This window comes from Variovorax sp. GW822-FHT04A09 (assembly GCF_058801005.1).
This window is the reverse complement of the sequence record NZ_JBXAMV010000010.1, coordinates 41,785-64,077: the sequence shown is the minus strand read 5'-3', so window position 1 is coordinate 64,077 and position 22,293 is coordinate 41,785. Positions and strand designations below refer to the sequence as shown.

At 62.6% G+C, this 22,293-nt stretch carries 19 protein-coding genes and 1 pseudogene; 13 read left to right on the top strand and 7 right to left on the bottom strand.

Translation table 11 applies throughout. From position 1 onward, the window contains the following. Positions 1-223 precede the first annotated feature (223 nt). Both AC1RLW_RS31330 and AC1RLW_RS31325 read left to right on the top strand, forming a co-directional pair. A complete protein-coding gene (locus AC1RLW_RS31330; protein WP_493196278.1) occupies positions 224-400 on the top strand; it encodes a hypothetical protein in 177 nt (58 codons plus the stop codon). 85 nt (positions 401-485) lie between these two features. After that, entirely contained in the window at positions 486-818 is a 333-nt protein-coding gene (locus AC1RLW_RS31325; RefSeq protein ID WP_493196277.1) for a hypothetical protein, read from the top strand. A 140-nt stretch (positions 819-958) separates the two neighbouring features. Here the strand turns inward: AC1RLW_RS31325 and AC1RLW_RS31320 are convergent, their stop codons facing one another. The 4 genes from AC1RLW_RS31320 to AC1RLW_RS31305 form a co-directional block, all read right to left on the bottom strand. Next, positions 959-2,881 (bottom strand): putative Ig domain-containing protein, encoded by a 1,923-nt coding sequence (locus AC1RLW_RS31320; protein WP_493196275.1) that lies wholly within the window; start codon positions 2,879-2,881, stop codon positions 959-961. A 616-nt stretch (positions 2,882-3,497) separates the two neighbouring features. Beyond that, on the bottom strand, positions 3,498-3,803 hold the full coding sequence (locus tag AC1RLW_RS31315; RefSeq protein WP_493196273.1) for a hypothetical protein: 306 nt from the start codon (positions 3,801-3,803) through the stop codon (positions 3,498-3,500). A gap of 214 nt (positions 3,804-4,017) precedes the next feature. Further along, positions 4,018-5,286, bottom strand: coding sequence for an alpha/beta hydrolase family protein (locus AC1RLW_RS31310; protein ID WP_062472304.1), 1,269 nt, complete (start codon positions 5,284-5,286; stop codon positions 4,018-4,020). Positions 5,287-5,301: 15 nt separating this feature from the next. Continuing rightward, positions 5,302-6,360 carry an SDR family oxidoreductase gene (locus AC1RLW_RS31305; RefSeq protein ID WP_062472307.1) on the bottom strand — a complete coding sequence of 353 codons (1,059 nt, stop codon included), beginning with the start codon at positions 6,358-6,360 and terminating at the stop codon, positions 5,302-5,304. 150 nt (positions 6,361-6,510) lie between these two features. Between AC1RLW_RS31305 and AC1RLW_RS31300 the strand changes: the two genes are divergently transcribed. Continuing rightward, positions 6,511-7,206: a TetR/AcrR family transcriptional regulator gene (locus AC1RLW_RS31300; RefSeq protein ID WP_070064063.1), complete on the top strand. Its 696-nt coding sequence runs from the start codon at positions 6,511-6,513 to the stop codon at positions 7,204-7,206. A gap of 27 nt (positions 7,207-7,233) precedes the next feature. Here AC1RLW_RS31300 and AC1RLW_RS31295 read toward each other — a convergent pair. Beyond that, positions 7,234-7,431, bottom strand: a pseudogene (locus AC1RLW_RS31295) (GntR family transcriptional regulator); the annotation flags it as partial. A 54-nt stretch (positions 7,432-7,485) separates the two neighbouring features. After that, complete coding sequence (locus AC1RLW_RS31290) at positions 7,486-8,439, bottom strand: LysR family transcriptional regulator (RefSeq protein WP_493196271.1); 954 nt, start codon at positions 8,437-8,439, stop codon at positions 7,486-7,488. A 135-nt stretch (positions 8,440-8,574) separates the two neighbouring features. Between AC1RLW_RS31290 and AC1RLW_RS31285 the strand changes: the two genes are divergently transcribed. The 10 genes from AC1RLW_RS31285 (at position 8,575) to AC1RLW_RS31240 (ending at position 20,193) form a co-directional block, all read left to right on the top strand. Next, entirely contained in the window at positions 8,575-9,618 is a 1,044-nt protein-coding gene (locus tag AC1RLW_RS31285) for a porin (RefSeq protein WP_159277269.1), read from the top strand. Positions 9,619-9,648: 30 nt separating this feature from the next. Next, positions 9,649-10,623: a Bug family tripartite tricarboxylate transporter substrate binding protein gene (locus tag AC1RLW_RS31280; protein ID WP_493196270.1), complete on the top strand. Its 975-nt coding sequence runs from the start codon at positions 9,649-9,651 to the stop codon at positions 10,621-10,623. Positions 10,624-10,636: 13 nt separating this feature from the next. Beyond that, on the top strand, positions 10,637-12,148 hold the full coding sequence (locus AC1RLW_RS31275) for an FAD-dependent monooxygenase (RefSeq protein WP_070064028.1): 1,512 nt from the start codon (positions 10,637-10,639) through the stop codon (positions 12,146-12,148). Then, positions 12,145-13,482: an amidohydrolase family protein gene (locus tag AC1RLW_RS31270; protein WP_493196269.1), complete on the top strand. Its 1,338-nt coding sequence runs from the start codon at positions 12,145-12,147 to the stop codon at positions 13,480-13,482. Before AC1RLW_RS31275 ends, AC1RLW_RS31270 begins: the two co-directional genes overlap by 4 nt. Positions 13,483-13,490: 8 nt before the next feature. Then, positions 13,491-14,474 carry an alpha/beta hydrolase gene (locus AC1RLW_RS31265; protein WP_223301490.1) on the top strand — a complete coding sequence of 328 codons (984 nt, stop codon included), beginning with the start codon at positions 13,491-13,493 and terminating at the stop codon, positions 14,472-14,474. Continuing rightward, positions 14,471-15,403 carry a VOC family protein gene (locus tag AC1RLW_RS31260; protein WP_493196267.1) on the top strand — a complete coding sequence of 311 codons (933 nt, stop codon included), beginning with the start codon at positions 14,471-14,473 and terminating at the stop codon, positions 15,401-15,403. The genes AC1RLW_RS31265 and AC1RLW_RS31260 overlap by 4 nt, the downstream gene beginning before the upstream one ends. 21 nt (positions 15,404-15,424) lie before the next feature. Next, positions 15,425-16,285, top strand: coding sequence for a fumarylacetoacetate hydrolase family protein (locus AC1RLW_RS31255; protein WP_493196266.1), 861 nt, complete (start codon positions 15,425-15,427; stop codon positions 16,283-16,285). Between the two features lie 460 nt (positions 16,286-16,745). Continuing rightward, positions 16,746-17,912 (top strand): dsDNA nuclease domain-containing protein, encoded by a 1,167-nt coding sequence (locus tag AC1RLW_RS31250; RefSeq protein ID WP_493196265.1) that lies wholly within the window; start codon positions 16,746-16,748, stop codon positions 17,910-17,912. Continuing rightward, on the top strand, positions 17,909-18,388 hold the full coding sequence (locus tag AC1RLW_RS31245; protein ID WP_493196264.1) for a hypothetical protein: 480 nt from the start codon (positions 17,909-17,911) through the stop codon (positions 18,386-18,388). Before AC1RLW_RS31250 ends, AC1RLW_RS31245 begins: the two co-directional genes overlap by 4 nt. 80 nt (positions 18,389-18,468) lie before the next feature. Then, a complete protein-coding gene (locus tag AC1RLW_RS31240; protein WP_493196263.1) occupies positions 18,469-20,193 on the top strand; it encodes a hypothetical protein in 1,725 nt (574 codons plus the stop codon). 465 nt (positions 20,194-20,658) lie between these two features. Here the strand turns inward: AC1RLW_RS31240 and AC1RLW_RS31235 are convergent, their stop codons facing one another. Further along, entirely contained in the window at positions 20,659-22,065 is a 1,407-nt protein-coding gene (locus tag AC1RLW_RS31235; RefSeq protein WP_493196261.1) for an SIR2 family protein, read from the bottom strand. Between the last annotated feature and the right edge of the window lie 228 nt (positions 22,066-22,293).

Here is a 22,293-nt window from a genome sequence, read left to right as displayed (position 1 = left end):
CACCGCGCCGATCGAGTCGCCGCCTGCGGATGCCGAACTGATCTGAGTCTCAGCGACACCCAAACGCTACCAATCCGGTGAGATGGACAGGCAAAGAAAACCCTACCAGGAAGGTCTGTTCGCTTTTAGACCACAGGTTTCCGGGATTCCCATGAATGCGGTATTTGGTTTAGAAAACCGCCAGCTAGATTCTGGCGACCGCATCGGATGAGGAGGAAGAGCAATGTGGATCATTCGTACCCTGACTGCTGCCGGCTTCCTGCTCGGATTCGTTCTGCCCGCGCCAACTCAGGCGTCAGAAAACGACAGCCACTGCGTGACGGAGCGGAACAACATGGGTGGACGCCCTGCCGGCTCCATCGAAGAGATTGAGCTGTGCCGCCAGTGGAGTTCAGACTGAACCTCCGGGTCGCTTCTTTCACTGCCACCGTCGGAGCTAAGCCGGCGGTGCAGCCAGGACCGGACATTTAACCGAAGGAGCGAACATGAGCCAAGACGTGAGCCCGTCTGACGCGGACAGAGCGAGAAGCGTTGTCTCGGAACACCTGCTTTGGGCAGAGGCTTCGGCTCACGTGTACTGTGAAAGCGATATCTTCAGCTCCCCAAAGAGCCTCATTGAGCGTGCGCGCCTGACTGACGAAGAGCGCGTCGCACTGCAAACTGCGCTCGCGGATGCAGATTCAGTTTTGGTGGTCAGCTATTACACAGCCGACAAGATGCCGGAGCCGCTCTCGGAAGGAGGAAAACTGTACGGTTTTTTGGTCCATCCCCGTTCCTTTGCGCTGCTGCACGCTGCTGAAGGCACTTGGCGCTCGTAGCTCTGTCCACTCTCACGCGCCCAGCCTGGCGCGAGGCTACAGTCGGCCAGAACTGGACGGTCGACCACTTCCCAGAAATCGCCAGATAACCGACGTTCGCAGGCCAGGAGAGTGGCTGTTCGCTTGTGACACGGCAAGGCCTAGGGCAGGAAGCGCTCGACCGCGTCGAGTTCGCCAGCAGGGTTGGAGAACCCGCCGACAACCAGGACGGAGCCATCGCTGAGCAAGACCGCGGAGGCGGCACTGCGCCCGGTGGACATCGAACTCGCGGGGGTCCAGACGTCGAAGTCGGGGTTGTAGATTTCTGCGGTGGTCAGGCGAACGCCGCCACTGCCAGTACCGCCCGCGAGCAACACGCGGCCATCGGCCAGCGTCGTCATCGTCGGAAGGGAGCGCGTGCTGGAAAAAACGCTCGCCGTCCAGCCCAACGTGGCGACGTCGAAGCGCATCGCGGTGCTGCTGCCATCGCCCATCGCAAGCACGTCGCCGTCCGCCAGCAGCACGGAGGTGTATACGTTGGCGGCGGGCACGGTGCCCGCAACAGGCGTGGTAGCACCGCTGTCGTTGACAGGGAACCGTTCGGCGGAGGTCACGAACCCGTTTCGGTTGACGCCGCCGATCACCAGCACTTCATTGCCGCCCGGCAGCAGCTGCGCGGCATGCTGAGCGCGTGGGGACGACAACGGCGTGGCCATGGAGGTCCAGGTGTTGAAAGCCGGGTCATACAGCTCGGCCGTCTGCGAAAAGGTCAAACTGGGAATCCGGCGGTAGCCACCGATGACGAGGACCTTGCCATTGGGCAGCAGTGTGCTTGTGGCCCGCGTGCGCGCCTCGGCCATGCTCGCGGCCAGCTGCCAGGTATCGGCGACCGGGTCGTAGATTTCGGCCGCCGCAACGGGGGAGATGCCCGCACCGTCGCCGCCGGCGACCAGCACGCGTCCGTCGGGCAGCACGGTCGCCGATCCGTCGGAGCGAGGCGTCAACATGGGCGCGGCCGCGGTCCAGCTGTTGCCCGCCGGGTCGTAGACAAGGACCGACGCGGTCACGCCGGAGGCCGTGAACCCGCCGATGACCAGCGCCTTGCCGCTTTGCAGGCGCACGACCGGCGCGTAGTGACGTCCGGTCGGCAGAACCGCTTGCGAAACCCAGCTGCCACTTCCGGTGACCGCGATCTGCACCTGCGCCTGCGCCGAGCCCGCGCTGTTGCTGGCCGTGACCGTGTATGTCGTCAGCGGTTGGATGGCCGCCGGCGTGCCGGTGATCGCACCGGTCAGCGCGTTGAGGCTCAGGCCGCCGGGCAGCGCCGGCATCACCGAGAACGCCGAGGGCGTGCCGCCGGTCACCAGCGCTGTGTTGGGAACGATGGCTTGCGCCGTGGCGTAGAGCGCGCGCGGCGTGGCATACGCCACGCTGGCAGGCGCCGCCAGCGCCGCCTGGACTGCCAGCTGCAACGTGACCTCGGCCGATCCGGCCGCGTTGGTGCCGGTGACGGTGTAGGCCGCGTCCGCCGCGGCGGCGGTGGGTGTTCCACTGATCACGCCAGTCTGCGGGTCGAGCAGCAGCCCCGCGGGCAAGGCCGGCGCGATGCTGTAGCCGGTGATCGGACCGCCGCTGCTGGCGGGCGCGTTGGCCGCGATGGCCTGGCCCACGGTGTAGATCGCGGCGCTTTCACGGTAGGTCAGCCCGGACGGCGCGGCAGGCGTGCTGCGCACCTCGATCTGCACGCGGGCCGTCGCGCTGCCGCCCGCGTTCTCGGCGGTCACCACATACACGGCGGATGCGGCAACGGCGGTGGGCGCTCCGCTGATGACACCCGTGCCCGCGTCGAGCGCCAGGCCCGCCGGCAACGGCGGCGCCACGGCATAGCGCTCGACGGCGCCGCCGCTGGCGGTGGGCCGGTTCGGCACGATGGCCTGCCCGACCTCGTAGACCGCGGAGGTCATGGCATAGCTCAAACCCGCGGGCGGCTGCGTGAGGTTGAGCCCGAAGCCGGCGAAGCTCGCGCCGCCCGAGCCGCCGCCGCAGCCGGACAAGGCCACGAGGCAGCCCAGCCACAGGGCCACTAGCCAAAGCCAAACGGATTGAGCGCGGAGCAATCGCGCCCTTGCAGTAATGCTCCCCATGATCACCATAGTTACATTTTGTAAGGCGGCGATCCTATGCAACGCGCTACCGAGGGGCAATACCCGAAAACAGGTAGATGGCCGGCATCTTGAGGTCTGCTTTCGAGCAGACGCTACGCCGGCTCAGGGCCCGAAGGCGACGGTCAGACGTCGTGACTGAAAGACAGCTCGCAGTCTGAAGCGGCCGTCCAACACGCGCGACGTACCGTATGTCGGCTTGTGGGACCATGCCCTGCCCCATCGAAGCGTCGCTGATACAACCCACTTCCGCGCGAACGATGAGCCCGCTGCCCAACCGATGACAACCAAAGGCACGGAAACACCCAGTTGCCGGTCGCTGGGCGCGTTAGCTCATACACACACTCAACCACGAGCATCGACATCGAACTCTCGGTGACGGTGCCTTCATACGTCGACGGTAGCGCGTCTCGTCCGCGCGCCGGGAAATGATGCAGCGCTGGACCGACCACCTGGACGAGCTTCGGATCGGCGCGGACGTTATCCATATCAATCATGCTGAGTAACCACAGCCGCATCCTGCTCACTGCCGTAAGCGCTACTCCATTCCCTCCGGCGGCGATGTGCTGAAAGAGACTGAGGCGATCAAAGAGCTGCCGTAGCGTGGTGCCTGGAAGCTAAAGCGGCAGGACTTCAAACGCCCTGCGCGAGCAATCGACAGCAAGACATCGAACTGCCTGAACGACAGCTCCATCCCTGCCTGTAGCTTGGGCTTCATGCCGGCAATCGAGCCAACGCATGGAATCTCAGCTGTGCCTGCGGCAGGAGAGGTCGATCCGATGATCTGAAAGTCAAACGCAAAGACGCCATTGACAGCCTCCGTGAGCGTGCCATAGACCTTCATGCAGATTTGTTTGTTGATTGCCGTCGAAAATTGACCCAGCTAACGCAGTAATCTCCGTCTAAGACTGAGCCTGGGCTTTGAATTCCCCTTTGTACTGCCTCTTGGGCAGCTTACCTTCTCCCATCTCGATTCTCCGTACCTCTGAAGGTATCAATTTCTTGCTGTACGTGAAATCAAGACAGGGTCAGGTAGAGCCGGTCTCAAAAAATGGTCGTCAGTGGTCGGATAGATTTTCCATCTTTAGTCGCCGCGTGAGCCAGTTTGCCGTGAACTCGAAGTGCTCACGCATGTTCGATTCCGCCGTATGGCCGTCATCCCCGAACACCAGTTGGGTCACGTTGAAGCCTAGCGCTGCCAGAGCGGCGGGCTCGTCTCTGGAGACGAGATCTTCGTGCGCGCCGTTCACCATGAGAATGGGTTTGCGCAGCTGCGCCGCGGTCGGCATCTTCAACTGGCGCGAGAGCTGGAAGGCTTCGTAGTATTCGCACATCGCTTCACGCGGTGTGGTCTGCGGATTCATGTTCGCAAACACGGTGTAGGGCGCGACGATCCAGGCAGGCGCCACCTTGCAATGCGCTTGCCCAAAGCTCGCATCGCTGGGGCCGCCCACATTGACCACCGCCTTGTAGAGGTCGTTGCTCAGCCCGCCAAGCGTTCCCAGATAGCCGCCCATGCTCCATCCATACAAGGCCACCCGGCTTGCGTCCAGGTCGCTGCGGGCCTTGATGTAGTCCGCCACGGCGTCGAACATCACATGGGACTCCGGCCGGAACCCCAACTGGTTCTCCCCGGTGTCTGGGTTTTCCACAATGATGGTGGCGAAGCCCCGACCCATGAAGTAATCACTGTGCCGGATCATCTCGGTCTTCAGGTTGTCGAGGCCGCCGAGAATCACCAGCACCGGCAGTTTCTCGTTGCGACTTGTTCGTGCAGGCGGCGCCCGGAAGTAGCCGGTAAATTCTTTCGCGCCGGTCTTGAAGGCGATGCGCTGGAGCGGCTTTCCCATGAGCGCATGGGCTCGTTCGGTTGCCTGCAGATCGGCGGTGGGAACCCGCTTGGGAAGCCGGTTCATCCGCAGGTAGAAGGCGGCCTTCTTGTATTCGACCGATGCGGCAGCGTTGTTTCCTCGCGCTTCGGAGGCGCGGGCTCGTTCCAGGTGCAGTTGGGCGGGCTGGTTGAACGTCGCCTGCCAGATCGCCTGCGACGGCCCGGCGTGTTCCGGCAGCGCTGCGGCGATTTCGTCGAAGGTGCTTGCTTCGATGCCGGCGTCCTCGAGCCACCAACAGATGTTGAATTTGAACGAGGGGTGCATGCGGGCGATGCCCTGCGGATACTCCGCCTGCCCCTTGCTGCAGAACTCGGCCATGCTGTCCGCGGTCTTGGCGGCCGGGAGACTTCGGGCCGCAGATGCTTGCGGCGCTGCCGCGATGCAAAGAACAGCCGCGAAGGCTGTCGAGAGTTTCAGGATCAATCTGTTCGTCACGGTTTTTCCTCTTGTTCAGGATTCGGTTCGGGTCGGCACACCAGGCAGCCAGCCATTGCCGCGATACCAGGCGAGCGTGTCGGCCACGGTTTGCTCGATCGGGCGAAACTTCAGCTGAAGCTTCTGCTCGCTCTTGGTGTGGTTGAAATGGCTGCGCCCCGCCTCCTTGCGCATCAGCCGCACGGTGGCCAGGCTGAGCAAGATGGGCTTGCCTGTGGCCCGCGCATAGAGTTCCTGCACCGCCGCCAGCAGGTACAGGAGCGGAAAGGGCAAGTGGCGTGTCGGCGTGCGGATGCCCGCGATCTTTCCAACCAGGGGCACCAGTTCCTGCATCGTCATGTGGCGCCCGGCTGCCAGATAGCGCTCACCGCGCTGGCCGCGTTCCGCGGCAGAGATCTGCGCCTTGGCCACGTCGCGGGCATCGACAACGGAAAAGCTGCCCGGCACCAGCCCGGGCAGTTTGCCGAGCACCACATCGTTGACGAACTGTCCTGACGAGGTGGGACCGATGTCGGCCGGCCCCCACATCCATCCGGGCAGGACAAAGCTCGCGTGCATGTCCGGGTGCGCGCCCAGAAAGGCCAGCACGACCTGGTCGGCCATGATCTTGCTACGGTAGTAGTCGTCGCTGGCATCCGCCAGGTCGCGCAGGCAGGTCTCGTCCATGGGCACGCCCGGCTCGCCGTTCAGCACCGCGATGGACGAGGTCTGAACGAAGCGCCGGATGCCGGCACCGTAGGCCCGCTCGATGAGCTGGCGGGTGCCGTCCACGTTGATGCGCTTGAGCTCTGCCCAGTGGCTGCCGCCCTTGAAGTTGTCCCTGAAGAACGCGGCGGTGTGGAACACCACGTCGCACGCTTGCAGCTCGCTGGAGAACGCAGGCACGTCGGCCATGTCGCCCAGCACCAGCTCGACGCCTTTCACCCCCGCAAACTGCTGCTGGCCCTTGGCCTTCGAGCGAACCAGGGCCTTGACGAAGACGCCGCGCGCGACCAGCTCGCGCGCGAGGTTGTTGCCGAGAAGGCCGGTCGCGCCAGTGACGAACGCGGTCTTCAAGGGCTTCGGTTTTTCCATATCAATCGAACTTCAAAAATCAAACGAGTTTTGAATGTACCTTCACCATTTCTAAATATCAAGTGATATTCAAACCTGGGATTCAGGACGGCGACCCGGAAGGAGGCGCTGGCAGGCGCTATTCAAAGTTCATGTGATATCTTTTCGACCATGATCCCGACGACAGCAAAAACGCGCCTGACCCGCGAGGAAAGCCGGGCGCAGACGCGCGAGCGCTTGATCGAAACCGCGCAGCACTTGTTTGTGTCGAACGGCTATGGGGGCGCGTCGATCCGCGACATCGCGGACAAGGCGGGCTACTCCCAAGGCGCCTTCTATTCAAACTTTTCGAGCAAGGAGGACGTCCTGCTGGAGTTGCTGCGGCGGCACATGGAAGCCGAAGCGCTGCAGCTTTTCAAGGTCATGGGCGACGAGCGGCAAGAGCCCGAGCAGATGCTTGCCGAGCTGGAAGCCTGGGCTTCCACACTCAATCACGATGCCGACTGGTGCATGCTTTCCATCGAGCTTCAGCTGCATGCCAACCGCAGTCGAAGCTTCGCGCAGGAGTACCAGAAGGTGTGGGACAAGCACCGATCCGAAATCGGCGGCGTGATCGGGCAGTTGTTCGACAAGCTCGGGCGCACGCCTCCCGCCGCACCGGACGAGCTGGCCGCAGCCTTCATGGCCCTGTCGCACGGGCTGGCATTGCAGCGGATGAGCACTCGCCCCGATCCCTCGGGACGCCTGATCATGGTTTTCCTGCGCGGGCTGATCGCAGGCGCGCAAGGCCTGGAAGCGGTCGCCGTCGCATCGGATGGCCCCGCTGCGCGCGAGCCGAAGAAGCGCGCTGCGAAAACCACGCGCTGAGCCGGGACAGGGACTCGGGCAGCCTTTTCAGGCAAGCAGCGCCTTCACCAGGTCGAGTTGGCGGTCGGGCTTCTCGGTGCCCAGTTCGAGGCTGGCCTCGATGCGTTCGAGGTGCTCGATCATGCAGGTCACGGCCGCTTCGCCCTTGCCGCACAGACGAAGAAAGTCGGAATGCTCGTCAGACGAGCAGTGCGGGTCATTCGACGAGTGGTAGAGCACAGTGATCCCCGCACCCTCGCCCCGCTGCAATGCGCAGCCTGGGGCATTCGAAGGGCTACGTCATTTCTCGCTCGCCCCTCTGACACGCTTCGTTGTCGCCCGGCTCGACGGCAAACCCTGCGCAACTTCCAGAAGCAACCCGCGGAGCCAGGCGATCGCAGGATCTCGCTCCTGATACTTGTGCCATTGCATGTGCTCGGCAAACGCAGGGATCTCCACCGGGCACGCGACGACGCGCAGCGGAAAGCGCTCGGCGATCTGCTGCGCCAGCCGTGTCGGCAGCGTGGCGATGCGCGGCGTTCCGACCAACAGCGGCGGCACCAGGGTGAAGCTGGGCGCGATAACGTCCTGCCTGCGGGCGCGCTTGCCCACGGCGATCAACTGCTGGTCATAGGTCAGGCGCCGACCACCGCCCCACTCGACACCGATGTGCGAGGCCTCGAAATACTGCTCCGCCGTGAGCTTCTTCGTCATGCCGAAATGCTCGGGACTCACGAGACATGAAAACGTGTCCTCGAACAACAACTCGGAAGGATGCCCGGGCACGATGGCGAACTGCGGCGTGATGAGCAGCTCGATCTCTCCGCCCTGCAGCAGTTCGCGAGACTGAGGGCTTCTGGCGCGCAGGTCGAACTCCATCCGCGGCGCTGCGCTGGCCGCGCGCCTGACCACCTCCGACAGCAACACCGAGATGACGTAGTCCGAGGAATCGATGACAAAGCGCCGCTGCGAGGTGGTCGGGTCGAACGTCGGCTGCGCCCGGGAGATGGCCTGCACACGCAGGAGCACGTCGTGAACCGGTTTGACCAGTTCGGCAGCCAGCGGCGTGAGGACGAATGACTTGCCGATGGGCTGCAGCAATTCATCCTTGAAGTACTCACGCAGACGCCGCAAGGACAAGCTGGTCGCAGGCTGGCTGAGGAAGACGCGCTCCGCGGCGCGCGTCACGCTTCGGGTGGTCAGGAGGGCGTCGAGCACGACGAGGAGATTCAGGTCGAGTTTGTCGAATCGCATGTCGGTTCTTCCATTTGCGCGGCAAATGACAATACTTTAAACAATTCATTTGCCGCATGGATGTGGGCTGCGAACAATCGAGCCCATCGAGGGACGCCTCGGTCCGTCACCTCACTCACCCGGAGACAAACAAGAATGACCTCATCGCTCGCGCGGCATGCAGCTGCGCCAAGATCCGGCTTGCGCCGTTCGCCTGCCAGGCACATCCATCTGGTGGCCGCGTGCGCGGCATGGGCTGCCACGAGCGCGGGCGCCCAGAGTTCCATCACCCTGTCCGGAAAGGTGGAAATGTCCGTCGACCACCTGCGCATCTCCTCGCCCAACGGCAGCTCCCGCACGCTGACGGCGCTGTCCAGCGACTCGTCGCGCCTGATCTTCGAAGGCGTCGAGGACCTGGGTGGCGGCTGGGGCGCGAAGTTCAAGCTCGATCATGGCTTCAACGCAGACACCGGCACCGTGGGTTTCGGCGGAATCTACTTCGGCCGCGAGGCCATGGTTGGGCTGGTGACGCCCTATGGCGAATTGCGGCTGGGTCGCAACTACATCCCCATGGACGACCTCACCGGGCCGCTCGATCCCTTCTACTTCACCGGCATCGGCGCAGCCTGGCCGATGACCCTCTTCACGCCGCGCATCAACAATTCGGTCAAGTACCTCAGCCCGCGCATGGGCGGCTTTCAAGTGCGTGCGCTTGCCAGCGCCAGCGAAGGCGTCAGGGGTGCGCAATACACCGGCCTGGGCGTCTCTTACAACGACACGAATTTCGACCTGCACGCGGCCTACACCATCCAGAAGAACGCGGTGCCCGCAGGCGATCGCAAGGAATTCATGGTGGGCGGCGACTACAAGTTCGGCGGTCCACGCCTGACCGGTTTCTACATCCAGCGCAACGATCCGGGCCAACCCCGCCGTTCCTCGGCATTGGTCGGCACAAACTGGCCGCTCGGCGCCGGTGAGATCCGCGCGAGCTACCTGGTCGAGCGGCAAGGGGCAAGCAAGGCCTCCAGAGTCGCCCTCCAGTACATGCACTTCCTCTCTCGGCGCACGGCCGTCTTTGCCGGCATCGCGCGCCTGAACAATGGCGCGGGCTTCTCCGAAACACTGAATCCAGCGCTGCCCGTTCTCGCCAAGGGCGAAGACGTCATGGGCACGCAACTCGGCGTTCGCCACAGCTTCTGACGCGGCCCTTCAAGAAAAAAGGAAATCCCAATGAGACGAGCCTTCCTGACCTTCTGCGCCGCAGCCGCCGCACTGCTGGCGCTCACCCCAGCCTTCGCGCAAGAGACGGCGTATCCCAACAAGCCCATCCATGTCGTGTTTCCCTATCCTGCGGGCTCTTCGCTGGAAGTGGTGGGACGCCTGGTCTCGGAACGCGCCTCGCGCATCCTCGGCCAACCGATCGTCTTCGAGAACAAGGCCGGCGCCAACGGCATCCTCGGCACCACCCAGGTGGCCCGGGCCAAGCCGGACGGCTACACGCTGGCACTGACGACGACCTCGGCCCTGCTCCTGAACAGCCTGCAGCGCAAGGACCTGCCCTACGACCCGGTGCGCAGCTTCACGCCGGTCATTGCCGTCGCTGACATCCCGGTGGGCCTGATCGTCAGCTCGCGGCTGCCCGCGACCGACCTGCGCGCACTCGTAGAGCAGCTGAAGAAGCAGCCGGGGCAGCCCTATGCGAGCGTCGGCATCGGCTCCTTCAACCACCTGCTGATGGAGCAGTTCAAGGCGGTGGCGGGCGTGGACATGCTCCACGTGCCCTACCAGGGCGCCGCGCCCATCATCCCTGAACTGCTCAGCGGTCGCGTGGACGTGACGGTGCTTAGCGTCGGGTCGGTGCTGGGGCAATGGAAAGCGGGACAGGTGCGGGTGCTGGCCTTCATGTCGGACAAGCGCCTGGCATCGCAGCCGGGCGTTCCGACGATGACGGAAGTGTTCCCGTCGTTCCGCCCGTTCGGCAACTGGATGGGCTTCGTCGCACCGGCGAACACGCCGGAGCCGATCGTGCGCAAGCTCAACGCCGCCTTCGCCCAGGCGCTTCAGCTGCCGGAGGTGCGCAAGAAGATCGAGGAAGAACAGTGGCGCGTCATGGGCGGCTCGCCGCAAGACCTGGCGCGCCTGATTTCGAATGATCGCCCGATGGTCAAAGCGGCCATCAAGGCAGCGGGCATCCAGCCTGAATAGGGAGAAAACAAACATGCAGTCATGGGATGTCATCGTGGTGGGAGGTGGCCCTTCGGGCTTGACGCTCGCCGCCGAACTGGCGGGTGCGGGCGCGAAGACGCTGGTGCTCGAACGCAGGACCGAGGGCGTGCAGTCGCGGGCGGGGACCATCCTGCCGCGCGTGCTCGAGTTGTTCGATGCGCGTGGCATTGCGGATCGGTTCATCGAGCGCACGCGCGAGATCGTGCCGTACCCGTTTCGGCCTTCGCACATATGGGCCGGCTTTCATCCGATTCGCTGGCAGTACCTGGAAAGCCGATTCGGCTTCACACTGGGATTGCCACAGAACTTCACCGAAGAAATCCTCTGGCAATGGGCGACCGAGAGCGCTGCGCAAATTCGCCGCGGCACGGAACTGCAATCCTTCGAGCAGGATGGCAGCGGCGTGACCGTGTCGGTCACCGATGCCCAGGGGGCGCCAGCGACGCTGCGCGCGCGCTACCTCGTCGGCGCGGACGGCGGCCGCAGCACGGTGCGCTCCGGTGCCGGCATCCCGTTCGATGGCCATTCCGGCACCTTCCGCGGCATCGTCATCGATGCGCACCTAGATGCGCCCTGGCCCGGAGGACGCATCAACGTCGACAACGAGATGGGCTGGGTGCGCGGTTACGCCTTCGGTGAAGGCATCACCCGTTTCAACATCGTCCATCGCGACCGACGCATGGCACCGAAGGATGAACCCGTCACCCTGGAAGAAGCGCTGAAATGCATCGCGGACGTACACGGCACCGACTACGGCATCACCAGCCACCGCTGGGCATCGCGCTTCGACGACCAGATGCGTTCGGTGCCGTCGCTGCGAAAGGGTCGCGTGTTCCTGGTGGGCGAGTCGGCCCGCATCCACTATCCAGCCAGCGGCGTCGGCATGAACTTCTGCCTGCAGGATGCCTTCAACCTGGGGTGGAAGCTGGCCAACGTGGTCAACGGCCATGCCGATGAGTCGACACTGGACAGCTACGACGCGGAGCGCCTGCCTGTCATGCGCGCCCTGCTGGAGAGCGTCAAGGCGCAGTGTGTGCTGCAGTTCAACTTCGACGAAAGCGGCCTCGCGCTCAAGCGGCGCATGGCCGAGCAGATCATTCCGCTGCCGGACGTGCAGCGCAAACTGGTGCTGGAGTTGTGCGGGCTAGAAGCGCCGTATCCGCACGAAGCGGGCAACCACGCGCTGACCGGCTGCCGCCTGCCCGACTTCGACCTCCTCACGCTCGATGGCCGGTCGCTTCGGCCGGCCGAGTTCCTGCGCGATCGCAAGTTCCTGCTGCTCGACCTGGAAGGCCAGAGCCGCCAATTCGAAGCGCTGCAAAGCGCCGGCCTGCCCTTGAACGTCGTCAGCGCCCGCGTCGGCCGCATCCCGGCAGCGATGGACGGCGTGACGGGCATCCTGGTTCGCCCGGACGGCTACGTCGCCTGGGCCAGCAGCGCCTTGGCACGGGCCGGTGAGGTCGAGGCGCAACTGGGTCGCTGGCTCACGCGGAGCAAGCCGTGAACACCCACCGCACCCTCCTGGCCGGTGGCTGGGTCCTCAGCATGGACCCCACCATCGGCGACCTGCGCCGCGGCGACGTCCTGATCGAAGGCGAGCGCATCGTCGCGGTCGCCCCCCACATCGAGACCGAAGCGGCCGAGCGCATCGACGCGCAACGCATGATCGTCATGCCGGGCTTCGTCGACACCCATCGGCACACCTGGCAAACCTGCGTGCGGCATCGCTATGCGGACATCGATCCTCAGATCTACTTCGCGGAAATGCTCGGCGCCAAGGGCGCTGCTTTCCGCACCGAGGACGTCTATGTCGGCACCCTGCTGGGCGCGGTGTCGGCCCTGGACAGCGGGACGACCACGATGCTGGACTGGTCGCATGTCCAGAACACACCGGAGCATGCGGACGCCGCCATCCTGGCCCTGCGCGACGCTGGCATCCGGGGGGTCTTCGCCCATGGCTGGCCGCTGGTCGAGGGGCATTCCTGGATGTTCGACAGCGAACGCGGTCATCCGCAGGACATCCGCAGGCTGCGCAGCCAGTACTTCTCTTCAGACGACCAGTTGCTGACGCTGGCAATGGCTGGGCGCGGCCCGGAAATGGCACGCCGCGAGGTCTGGCTGCAGGACCTGCGCCTGGCGCGCGAACTGGACATCCGCTCCACCATCCACATGGGCGCGTATGCGCGCAATGCACCGGTGCGCGCGATCGCCCAAATGCACCAGGCCGGCGCGCTGGGCGACGATCTCACCTTCGTTCACTGCTGCTTCTGCGGGGACGACGAACTCGCCATGATGGCCGATGCGGGTGTGACGGCCTCGCTGGGGGTTCACTGCGAACTGAACGCGCAGGGAATCGGCGATATCCCATTCGACCGGTTGCTGGCCGCCGGGATCCGTCCCAGCCTGAGCGGCGATACCGAAACGAAATGCGCTGGCGACATGTTCACGCAGATGCGCCATGCCTTTGCGCACTACCGCTCCTGGATGGGTGGCGGCCATTCGAAGGCCGCGAACGCACCACCGACCATCACTTTGCGTGACGTGCTCGAGTTCGGCACGATCGCCGGTGCAAAGGCCACCGGGCTGGCGCACAAGACGGGATCGCTGACGCCGGGCAAGCAGGCCGACCTCATTCTGGTGCGGCAGGACGACCTGAACCTCACCCCCGTGTCCGACGCCGTCGGGGCCATCGTGCTTGCCGCGCACCCAGGCAATGTCGATTCCGTCTACGTCGCCGGACGCGCGGTGAAGCGCAATGGCCGCATGCTGCACATCGATGTTGACGCGCTGCGCGCCCGCGCCTTCGACTCGCAACGACACGTGCTGCGGGAGATGTGATGCCGGCTATGCCGCAGCTTGATCCCCAACTCGCCGTGGTGGTTGCTGCCCTGCAGGCACGCGGTGCGCCCCCACCGTTCAGCGGCACGCCGGACGAGGCGCGCGGTCGCATGCGCGCCGCGGTCCTTGCCGCGCGCGAGCGCTCCGGATTGCCGGATGTGCAGTCTGTGGAGGACACGGTTGCCGCGCACGCAGACGTGCGCGTTCCGGTGCGCGTGTACCGCCCGCATTCGCACAGGCCGTCGCTGCCGACCGTCGTCTTCTTCCACGGCGGCGGCTTCGTGCTCGGAAGCGTCGAGCTGATGGACGACATCGCGCGCAAGCTGTGTCGCGACATCGAGGCGGTGGTGGTGTCCGTGGACTATCGACTCGCGCCGGAGCATCCCTTTCCCGCCGCGCACGACGACGCGCTGGCTGCCACGTTGTGGGCGCTGGCCAACGCCGTGGCCCTCGGTGGCGATCCCGCGTGCGTGGCCGTGGCCGGGGAAAGCGCGGGCGGCAATCTCGCTGCCTCGTCGGCCATCCAGGTTCGCGACCGCGGCTTTGCGCTCGCGGGTCAGCTGCTCATCGTGCCCGGTGTCGATTTCGCGCGCGACACGGTCAGGCTCGAGAGAAACGATGGGTGTGCGTATCCAATGCTCACGCCGCACGACCTGCGGGAGGTGGCGCGGCTCTACCTGGGCACGGCAGCGGACCGTGCGACGGACTTTCCTCCGTCTCCCCTGCACTGCTCAGACTTGGGCGACTTGCCCGCCACGGTCATTGCCGTGGCAGGGTGCGACCCCCTGTACAACGAGGGGCAGGCCTATGCGGCGCGGCTGCAGGCGGCTGGCATTGCCACACAGGTGCTGCGCTACGAAGACATGTTCCATCCCTTCTTCGGGTTCTTCGAGGTCTCGGAGGCTGCACGGCGCGCCAATGACGAAATCTGCAGCTGCTTCGCAGCGACCCTGCGTGCCCGCCCCGACGACTCCAAGGAGGCTGCGGTATGAGTCAGGCCTCCCATGCGTCGGTCCATTCGGTCGACCGCTTCGTGTTCAGCGTGCCCGACCTGCATGAGGCCGAGCAGTTCTACAGCGCCTTCGGGCTGGACGTGCGCCGCGAAGACAACCACCTGGCGCTGTACACCTTCGGCCATCCGCATTGCTGGGCCAGGGTCCATGCGTCGGGACGGCCGAAGCAGCTCGAGTACGTGCGCTACGGCGTGCATGCGCATCAGTTGGATGCCCTGCGGGAACGCGTCGTCACGGCCGGCATCCTGACCCAGCCGCATCCGCTGGGCAATGCCGAGGGCGTCTGGCTGCGCAACCCGGACGGCACGCACCTGCAGCTCGTGGTGGCGCCGAAGGTGTCGCCCTCGCACAAGTCCCGCCCGGTCGTGACACCGCCCGTCGCACCGGGCCATGGCGCCGCGCCAGCGCGCAGCCGCGCGCTGCAGGTTCGCCCCCGTTACCTGTCGCACGTGCTTTTCTTCACGCCCGACGTGCCGCGAATGATCCGCTTCTCGCAGGAGATCCTGGGCCTGCGGTTGTCCGATCATTCCGGCGACTTGATCGCCTTCCTGCATGGCGCCCATGGCTCCGATCACCATCTGGTGGCCTTCGCGAAGTCGCACGCGCCCGGCCTGCACCATTCGAGCTGGGACGTGGGCAGCATCGACGAGGTCGGGCGCGGCTCCGAGCAGATGCGCAATGCCGGCCATGGGCGAGGCTGGGGCGTGGGGCGGCACGTGCTCGGGTCGAACTACTTCTACTACGTGCGCGATCCGTGGGGCAGCTATGCCGAGTATTCGCACGACATCGACTACGTGCCGGCCGACAGCGAGTGGCCCGCGGCAGACCATCCGCCGGAAGACTCGCTGTATGTGTGGGGGCCTTCGTTGCCCCCCGACTTCATCACCAACCTGGAGCATCCGGCATAAGCCGGCCTTGAAAGCCACACCATGAGACTCATCGCCTTTATCGCCAACAACGGCCAGCCGGCCCTGGGCCTACGAACCGGTTCGCAGGTCGTCAACCTCACCGAATCCGGATTGCCGTCGACGCTGGACGCGCTGCTCAAGCACCCCGACGGACTAAGCGCAGTGAAGGATGCCGCCGCCCGCGCAACGCAGCACCTGGCATTCGCCGAGCTGAAACTGCTACCGCCGCTCCGAAACCCCTCCAAGGCCTTCGCCATCGGCCTGAACTACGTCGATCACGCCTCGGAAAGTAACTTCGAGCCGCCCAAGCATCCGGTCCTGTTCCAGCGCTTTCCCTCTTCATGGGTCGCACACGGCGAGCCCCTGGTGCGCCCGCGGGTCTCCACGCAGTTCGACTATGAGGCGGAACTCGTGGCCATCATCGGCAAGGCAGGCCGCTATATCGCCAAGAAGGATGCGCTGGCGCACGTGGCCGGCTATGCCATTTTCAACGAGGGTTCCATTCGCGACTACCAGTTCCGCTCCGGTCAATGGCTGTGGGGCAAGAACTTTGATCGCAGCGGCGGCTTCGGCCCCGAGTTCGTCAGCGCAGATGAACTGCCGGCGGGCGCCACCGGCCTGCAGCTGATCTGCCGACTGAACGGCGAGGTGCTGCAAAGCGCCAACACGCGCGACATGATCTTCGACGTGGCGACACTAGTCGCTGCGTGCTCAGAAGGCATGGAATTGCAGCCGGGCGACATGATCATCACCGGCACGCCCTCGGGGGTGGGCTTGGCGCGCACGCCACAGGTCTGGCTCAAGCCCGGTGACATCTGTGAAGTGGAGATCGAAGGCCTGGGTGTCCTGCGAAACCCCGTGATCGACGAAACGCAGGTCTGAGGCCTGATCGCCCTGCTCCGCAGCCGCGGGAACAATGGCAGGCGTGCCGCCCCCACGGGGCGCAGCACGCTCTTGACGAACAGCTCCTCTCAAGCCGGGCCTATCGAACGTCGGCAACTCGTTTGAAGGGGGCATCCCCGAATGGCGGCTACGCAGCGATTGCCGTCCTTCCATTGACGCAGCCGAACTCACCCTGTGGGCCCGCGACCAGTCACCGACTTGATCGGGCCATGGCGGGCGAATGGCCAGGAAGCTGTATATTTATACAGCCATGACACCCCTGTACGCCACCGCCTCGAGCTGCAGTCATCGTCGCCTTGCGATGCGCGCAGCCGTGGGCGTTCGGTCTTGCCAGCGCATCAGGCCCCCTGTTGAGATTGGGGATCGAACCCTCACGTTTGCGCTCGCAAATCTGTTACAAAAGGTGCGCACGAAATGCGAGGGGTACACAAGAAAATCAATGGACACCATCCATGACAAGGCACCACGGGAGACAGTTGGGCGCACCACGGTTACGCGATTCCGAATGCAGTTCCAGGCAGCCGCCTACGCGGCGCTTGAAATTCTGAGCGGCAAAGACGTCGACCGTGTCTACTGCGACTACCACGACGACTTCGTCGTGCGTCGCACTGTCGCTGGCGTCGTCGAGTACCACTTCTTCCAAGTCAAGACCAAGGGCAAGGCTAACCAGCAGTGGGACGCCACCGCGGTCTTCGCGCTCAAAAAGCAAGGAGCGCTCGACACAGAAGAAAAGCTTGAGGCGATTCGAAACAGCATTGCTGGCAAGCTGTTTGTGCACACGGTCGAGTTTGGCGAGCAGTGCCGCGAAATTACGGTACTCAGCAACGTGCACTTCGCCGACGATGTCCACGAAGTCGTCGCCGACCTCTCTGCCGGATCGTCCAGCAAGAAGTACATCCGCCAGTTTATAGAGAAGTTCGCAGACATCGTTTCTCCTGACAAGCCGATGTCTCCGGAGGAGGTTGAGGCGGCTCGGAAAAAGCTGTCCGTGCTCGCAAATGTTCAGTACATCGGCGACACGCTTGACGCGTTCGCTATGGCCGCGCACAACGCTATCTGGAGGCACAGTGAAATCGAGCTCCACCAGCAAGAGGTGGAACGCATCGCCAACAGTTTGGTGACGCTCGTCGAGGAAAAATCCTGTGCTCCGATTGGCGGGCTGTCTAAGTCAGGCATTGACATGGCAGCCAGCGTCGGCTTGGAAGACCTGCTGAAGGTCCTGAGTATCTCCACACAGGTGTATCAGACCCTGTTGGAAGGAGGCGACCCAGGGGCCATCAAGGCCGCATCCATTCTTCAGCGGAAGCTGAAGGAGGTCGGCGCCACCGACTCGATGATTGAGGCAGCCTCGCGAGCAAAGGTTTCATGGGACGTCTGGGTGCGCAGTGCACGGCATGGGTCGCCGGACTTCACCTTCAATGTCCTACTCGAAGAAATCGACAACAAGTGCAAGGCTTGGCTGCTCGCAGGCGGTGCGTTCACAGACCTTGAGAACTTCATTCAAGACATACTGAACTCAAACATTGGCAAGCAATTCCCGGTGCTGAACACAGACCTCGTGTTCGGAGCGTTTTGCGCCGCTGTCGTCAGAAGGTCGACGCGATGAGTGCCGCCGATTTCTTCAGCGAGGCAAAACGACTCAACCTAAAGCTGACACTGTCCGGGGACGGGCCGTCTCCGGCGCACACGCTCGATAACGAGGCGCTCTTTCAGTTACCTCTGCTTGCCATGACCATCTTGGCGATCTCGAAGGGGCTATCCAAGCCCGAATTACCAGAGATTGGCCAACTGGTGGGCGAGTGCCTGGAGCGTACCGTTGCTGGCTTCAAAGGTTCATCGCAGGACATCGGATGGTCCGGCAACCTTCGTATCAGGACGATCAAGGCACTCACGTTCCTGGAGTCGACCGGGCAGGTCACCATTGATGAAGCCACGCGCCGAATCTCCGCGACCGATCTCGGCAAGAAGGTCTACAAAGGCGCCGTCGACGGGGACCGCCTCTTGGCTGTCTCCATGAAGACAATAGAGCTGAGCTACCAATACATCAGGGATGAAGCTCGGGCTAGGGGGGAAGTAAATTGAGACTGAAGTCACTGCAAATTGAGCCACTGGGCGAGGCAGGGTGGGAAAGCCCTGTGCTGGAGTTTGGCCATCGGACCACGATGCTGTTCGCCCCGAATGGCAGCGGAAAGACACCGATCATTCGGGCGCTCGCGTCGGCGCTCGGCTTTCCAAACAAGTTTCGGAACGACATCCTTGAGAAGTGCAAGGCAGTTGTTCTGCATGCAGAGTCCGAAGGTGAGCCCCTGACAATCCGCAGGGTGGTTGGGGCGACGAATAACGAGTTTTACGCGACGATTGATTTCAACGGCGAGCAGACCGAACATCACGGAGAGGGCTCCTTTTCAATCGCGTTGTTCAGCCTGCTCGGTCTCAAGCCTCCTCGGCTTGTCTCGAATAAGGGTGAAGAAACCCAGCCCTACATTTCCACGCTGCTACCGGTTTTCTACTTAATTCAGGGTTACGGGTACTCCGCCGCATACAAGTCCCCCAGCCCGTTCATTGAAGACCAGTTCGCTGAGATGGTCCGTTTCGCCTTTGGACTGAATCCCAAGCACTCCTACGAGGTCAAGAAGAACCTTATCGAGGAGAAGAGCGCCCTCGACGCACAGACGCGCAAGATCGTCGGGGCGCAACGGGTGCTGGAGCACCAAAGCCGCGGAGTCGACACCAGCGACGCCAACCAAGCGGTGTTGCAGCGGACCGTGGAAGACCTGACCCAGCAAATCGACGCGCTTCGTGCATCTGTCGACGCTAAGGGGACTGCCAGTTCTACGCTCTCCGAGATGCTGCGCCAGAAGGATTTCCAAATTCGGGCCCGGCAGGTTGAGTTGTTTGACTTGCAGAATCGAGTGGCTGGCATCGAGACTATTCGTGCTGAGATTGATGGCGAGGTCAAGACTCTTGGTCTGAATGAAGAGGCTCGGCGCGTTTTCACGTCGTTTCAAGAAATCTGTCGCGTGCCGAGCTGCGGACTTTTCCTGGGTAGTACTGAGTCGTATGGGAAAAACCTCCTGTACCTGAAGGATCAAATCAAAGACCTCGAGCGCAACAGCCTTCGCGCCGAGATTCGAGTCGAGCAGTTGCAAGAGCGCCTCGGCGAGTTGGGCGTGGAGCGTCAGACACTTGTCGACAGCCTCGACTCGCCTACAACTTCGGGCGTCGATCAGCTAGTGACTGCCGTTAAGGCGTTGACCAAGCAGCTGGTAGAAGCGCAGTCCGAATTAGGCCTCACATCAGCGCTGAAGGACGAGCGCTCGAAGCTGTTTGAGTTGGAGAAGGAACGGGACCGCATTCAGGACCGCATCGACGGACTGTCTAACACGGGCAGAGCCGACAACGACTTCAAGAAGCTCCGCTTGACCCTGCGTGAACTCACCGTCAAGTGGATGCAGACGCTGGTGACGCAGAACGTGTCAACGAACGTCGACATTGATTTGAACCTTCGATTCACGTTCGGTGGTGAAACGATTGAGACCATCGGCAGTGGCGGCACCAGCAGCACGACGATTCGTTTGGTCCTCGCCATCCACGCGGCCCTGTTTGAAGCGTACCTATCCGATAAGTCTCGTCCGTTCCGCTTCCTAATCCTTGACACCCCAAAGCAAGAAGAACTCCATACTGCCGACCTGGCTCAGTACCTCAAGGAGCTGGAGAAGATGTGCGAAGCGAACAATGCTCAACTTGTCTTCTCATCTACTGAATACGACCATCCGACCGCTCCAAAGGACAAGCGTTGGCTTCCTGGATATCGTGGCCCCGACAAGCCGATGTATCTTGGCAAGCGGGCAGAGTTGTTGGCCGATGACACTTTGACGAAGCGGTAGGAACAAGTGTGAGTTCGTCCCGGCCGTAAACGGTCGTTGCCCGGCGTCAACTACTTTGAGCGGCTCAAGATAATTGTCGTCCGCCAGTTCGTTCTAAGTAGGCACCGAACACCACAACAAGCCGAGGGCCCGGTCTCGAAAGAACGGCAGCCGTCCGAGCCGGCGTCTGTCGAACGTCGGATAGCTAACGGAGCTTTCGCTCGCACCGACTACCGCGAGGGACTCTGACCAGTCTCAAGCCGACGACGACCAGGCAACGGGTCGCTTCGCAGCGGATGCCGCCTTCTTCAGCAGGTAGCCGCATGCACGGTTGAGGGCCCGAAGCCGTCGTCTTGTGACTTCGTGACGCGGCAGTGATAACCGTTGCGGAAGGGGCGAGGCAGTCATCTAAGCCACCTGACTGCAACTCTTCCCTCAGCCAGGCTCCAGTGTCAGCTGCTCAAATCCTCACACGCCGCAGGACGGCTATTTCGCGGCTGGCGCGACCTTGATTTCCTCGGTGTCAACCTGATACTCCTCGCCAGCGATGAGCTTCTTCAAGAGGTCCACGAAGGCGTCGGAATACTTGTGTGACTTGCTGGTCTCGGCGACGCCGAACTTAACATTCACGTGGTATTTGTTATCGAAGCCCTTGATGTTCACGCCCTTCTCGTCCTCGATCCGCTTGATGAGGTCGTTGACGCTCTTCCAGCTCTTCAGGCCGAGCAACTTGTAGACCTCCGTGATCACATACCTGTGTGTGAGGTTGATCTTCGAAGAGTCGCCGACCGAAGTCACGCCGAACAGGTTGGCGAAGTTCTCGCCAGACTCGACGGCGTGTTCCAGCATCTTGAAGTCGATCTCGACTTGCTTCTTTGGGATGTCGGAACGAACCAGGCTCACAGCACGGGCCATCAAGGCTCGAAGCAGCTTGGTGTCGATTTTTTCAAGATTGCCAGCTTGACCGAACGCTCTGAACACCCACTCGAACGACTTCGCCGTGATGCTCTTGATGCGGATATTGCGGTCAGGGGTGACCGCCAAAACCTTGTCACGCGGCGGGTAGGAATTTTCGTCCTGAGCCTCATCCCATTCGAGGATGTAGATGTTCGGCACAAGCTCATACTCCTGAGCTCTGACCATGCGGTCAACGTCGGCAAGAATCTTCTTGATGTTCGGGTCGTTGGCTCGATAGCCGATGAAAACCAACGGGTGCTCAATGAAATACGTCAGCAGCTTCGCGCTAAGGTACTTGTGGTCCTCCTCGAAGCGTTGGTAGTCAGCTTCGTTGATGACGATGGAGTCAGGCACCGAGCGGCAGCCATGTATTTTGAAGATCTCGCCGATGGCGAGGAAGGGTTTACGCAGAATCTGTTGGCTGATGACCCGCTCATAGTCGGGAAACAGCGGCTCAATCACCTCGTCGTAGTTTGTGGTGACGATGGCATGGGCGCTGATCGCCTTTAATGCGGTGATCTCGGCGTCCAGTTCGGGCGAACCGTACGAGCCTTTCGCATCAGGGCCAAGCGTCGCAAGAATGTCGGCGACAGCATGCTTGATGAAGATGTCACTCGACGTGTTCGCCGCAAAATATTCTTGAGGAAAGTTCTTCTTGCCAGCGTTCCAAGCCCACTCGTGGTAAAGCTGCGAAAAGACCGTGCCGATTTTCGTCAGGTCATTTCCATGAGCCTGCTTGTAGTAAGCAAAATCCTTGTCGATCAGCGGGCAGTTCTTAGCCAGCAAACCCAGCAGTTCTTCCCAGTTCGGACCTTTGGCGTAGCGCTTCGTGAATCCAGAACCGATAAACAAGATCGGCTGACAACTCGCGTCAGCAATGATTTTTGCAACATCAGCAGTGACCTCTTCTTGGTATTGCTTGTAGTCCAGTGGCATGGAACACGCTCCTAGGTTGAGGCGTGAGTATTAGTGCTGCAACCCCCGCCCTCGGACTTGACACTGTATGTCAAAGAGGTCCTCTACGTAGGCCAAATAGCCCAGCTGACCACTGTCCTCTTTTCCAGCGGCAGCTTGCGTACGGCCTTAGCTTGCAGTGAAAGCCGCTTGCCCAATTGAAGCTGTCGGTGAAGGTCGGCGCCATTCAACGACTGGTGTTCGTGGATG